This window comes from Streptomyces sp. NPDC001700 (assembly GCF_053596435.1).
This window is the reverse complement of record NZ_JBSFGE010000077.1, coordinates 1-3,229: the sequence shown is the minus strand read 5'-3', so window position 1 is coordinate 3,229 and position 3,229 is coordinate 1. Positions and strand designations below refer to the sequence as shown.

General features: G+C 65.2%; 2 protein-coding genes and 3 pseudogenes. 4 read left to right on the top strand and 1 reads right to left on the bottom strand.

Going from position 1 to position 3,229, the window contains the following annotated elements:
• Both ACWC5C_RS42015 and ACWC5C_RS42010 read left to right on the top strand, forming a co-directional pair.
• Positions 1 to 539, top strand: a 539-nt coding sequence (locus ACWC5C_RS42015) for a polymorphic toxin type 30 domain-containing protein (RefSeq protein WP_450884629.1), incomplete at its 5' end; no start/stop codon positions are given.
• 46 nt (positions 540 to 585) lie between these two features.
• Positions 586 to 915 (top strand): hypothetical protein, encoded by a 330-nt coding sequence (locus ACWC5C_RS42010; RefSeq protein WP_450884627.1) that lies wholly within the window; start codon positions 586 to 588, stop codon positions 913 to 915.
• A gap of 401 nt (positions 916 to 1,316) precedes the next feature.
• Here ACWC5C_RS42010 and ACWC5C_RS42005 read toward each other — a convergent pair.
• Positions 1,317 to 1,439 (bottom strand): annotated as a pseudogene (locus ACWC5C_RS42005) (IS630 family transposase); the annotation flags it as partial.
• Positions 1,440 to 1,704: 265 nt separating this feature from the next.
• On the opposite strand from ACWC5C_RS42005, the pseudogene ACWC5C_RS42000 reads away from it, so the two are divergent.
• Both ACWC5C_RS42000 and ACWC5C_RS41995 read left to right on the top strand, forming a co-directional pair.
• A pseudogene (locus ACWC5C_RS42000) lies at positions 1,705 to 2,905 on the top strand (IS110 family transposase).
• A gap of 22 nt (positions 2,906 to 2,927) precedes the next feature.
• A pseudogene (locus ACWC5C_RS41995) lies at positions 2,928 to 3,229 on the top strand (hypothetical protein); the annotation flags it as partial.

Genomic DNA, 3,229 nt, shown 5'->3' with positions numbered 1-3,229 from the left:
CCGGCCTCCACTACAATTTCCACCGCTACTACGACCCAGACTCCGCCCGCTACCTATCCCCCGACCCCCTAGGCCTAACCCCCGCCCCCAACCCCACAACCTACGTCCACAACCCCCACACCTGGACAGATCCCCTCGGCCTCGGCCCCTGCCCTCCATCGGGAGATGCTCCGGGCACAGGACCAGGCCCCTGGGACATGCGTGGTCGAGATCCAATGAATGTCGTACCAGACCACGCGAGCGTTCGAGAACTTACACCAGATCCAAACGGGGGAGCCCAGTACGGGTTGGAGTATAAGTGGGTCGACTCCGAAGGGCGGACAGTCCGGCTGCGAATTCATGGCCCAGACGGAAATGCACCCGTTGGCTCGCACGCAGCCATGGGCGAGACATACCGGATTCAGTTCGGTGGAAAATACCAAGACGACCTGGGCAACCTGCACCCAAGAAACGTACACAATCCTGCCAGCCCCAACTACAATCCAGGAGCGGCCAACGCCAGCCATATACCATGGCCGCAAGCCTTCCCTGGGCTCTAGCTGACACCCTCAAGAGCAAGAACTTTCCACCTCATAGGACATAATCATGACTGTGGGCGATAAGCGACTCGTCACCCTTACAAAAGGATTGGTTTCAGATGACCCAAAGAAAAGAGAGGATACCTGTGGAACTATCACAGACTGGGTAAATTCATTCGACTCCAGAGAAGCCACCCTTCTGGCAATCATCCTTTCCTCTTCCGTCAACCTGGAAACAGAATGGACTTGCAGGGAGAGTCAACTCCACGCACTCGTCGAATTGAGCGACACAGGACTCATTCACGCTAGCAGCTTCTCGCCGCTGGGGCTCATCGACAAGACCTCCCTGCAAGGGTCAGAAATCGAGTACATCGAGCACCTCTTGAGCATGATTTAAGATCCGAACCCACCGTAAGCGCGATAAAAGTCAAGAAGATGGCTAGCGCACTCCTGTCTCCCTGGACCTGGGCACGGCCAACAACCTCCGCCACCACTTCCTCAAGCAGATCGGGATCTCGCCCGGCGAGTACAGGCGAGCCTTCCCCACGAAGGGTGCTGCCGCGAGCCGCCACACGGCGCCGGATGCCGTTGCCGAGCGGCGCAGGTAGGCACACAAGACGGCGCCTGTCGTGCCCAGGGCCTACGGACCGTACGCTCAGCCCTTCCCCAGTACCGCCCGGACGTGGCGGACGTTGCGCGCCATCGTTGGGTTGTCTTCCGGTGGTACGGCAGGCCGCAAGACAAACCCGACGCATCGGCGGCACCCTGGCCGCAGAACACTCCCCGGCTAGTGCCGCGTCAGGCAACGTTTGCCCTGTCGACGACGGCGCGTAGGCGCCTGTCGTCGGCGTGGCGGTTCCGCCAGATGATGTAGCGGCGGATCATGCTGCCTTGTTCCTTGTGGCCGGCGTGATCTCCCCCCCCGTTATGTTTTCTGCGGTCCTGCAAGAGGGCCGCTGGCCTCCGGGCCCGGCATGACTGTTCCCCCCTGTCGAACGGATGACCTGGGGGGTGGTGTCACCGGGCCTGGGAGGTGCCGTTGGAGACGCTGATGAGAGGTCTGACTACCGCCCGGCCTGGCGCAATGCCCGGCATCTCGCGGGTGGCAGGTCTGCATAACGTGGATGCGCGCGTACGGCACTACCGCCCCGGCCGGCATCGCACGAGCCCTGTTCTGGAGGACGGGTTGTACGACATCGACGACGTGGGCGTCTTCCTCGGCCTGGACGTCGGCAAGAGCGCCCATCACGGGCACGGGCTCACCCCGGCCGGCAAGAAGGTCTTCGACAAGCAGCTGCCCAACAGCGAACCGAAACCGCGGGCCGTCTTCGACAAACTCGCCGCGAAGTTCGGCACCGTACTGGTGATCGTGGACCAGCCCGCTCGATCGGCGCTCTGCCGCTGACGGTGGCCCGGGATGCGGGCTGCAAGGTCGCCTACCTGCCGGACTTGCCATGCGGCGGATCGCCGACCTCTACCCGGGCGAGGCGAAGACCGACGCGAAGGACGCGGCCGTGATCGCCGACGCGGCCCGCACCATGCCCCACACCCTGCGCTCGCTGGAGCTGACCGACGAGATCACCGCCGAGCTGACCGTTCTGGTCGGCTTCGACCAAGACCTGGCGGCCGAGGCCACCCGCACCTCCAACCGGATCCGCGGCCTGCTCACCCAGTTCCACCCGAGCCTGGAACGCGTCCTCGGCCCGCGCCTGGACCACCAGGCCATCACCTGGCTGCTGGAACGCTACGGATCCCCGGCCGCGCTGCGAAAAGCCGGTCGACGCAGGCTGGCTGAGGTGATCCGGCCCAAGGCCCCGCGCATGGCACAGCGGCTGATCGACGAGGTCTTCGACGCGCTCGACGAGCAGACGGTCGTCGTTCCCGGCACGGGCACCCTCGACGTCGTGATCCCGTCGCTGGCCCGCTCGCTCGCCGCTGTTCACGAACAGCGCCGGGCTCTGGAAGCGCAGATCGCGGCCCTGCTGGAGGCCCACCCTCTTTCCCCGGTCCTGACCTCGATCCCAGGGGTCGCGGTCAGGACCGCCGCAACCTTGCTGGTCACCGTCGGCGACGGCACCAGCTTCCCCACCGCCGCCCACCTGGCCTCCTACGCCGGCCTCGCCCCGACGACGAAGTCGTCGGGGACCTCGATCCACGGCGAACACGCTCCACGAGGCGGCAACCGGCAACTCAAACGGGCGATGTTCCTGTCCGCATTCGCGGCCCTGCACGATCCAGCCTCCCGCACCTACTACGACCGATGCCGGGCCCGCGGCAAGACCCACACACAGGCTCTTCTCCGCCTGGCCCGCCACCGCATCAGCGTCCTGTTCGCGATGCTCCGCGACGGCACCTTCTACGAACCCAGAACCCCACGCCTCGCTTGACGAAAGACATAGAGGCACCCCCCAGGAAGCTACCGGCGAACGCACCTACACCGGCACCCGCATCACCCGCGCGGGCGCCATCCGCTACGAACACGACGACGCGGGCCGCCTCACCCTCCGCCAGAAGACCCGCCTCTCGAAGAAGCCCGACACCTGGCACTACACCTGGGACACCGAAGACCGCCTCACCACCGTCACCACCCCCGACGGCACGCTCTGGCGCTACCAGTACGACCCCTTCGGCCGCCGCACCACAAAACAACGCCTCGCCGCCGACGGCGAAACCGTCCTGGAGCAAACAGACTTCACCTGGGACGGCCCCAC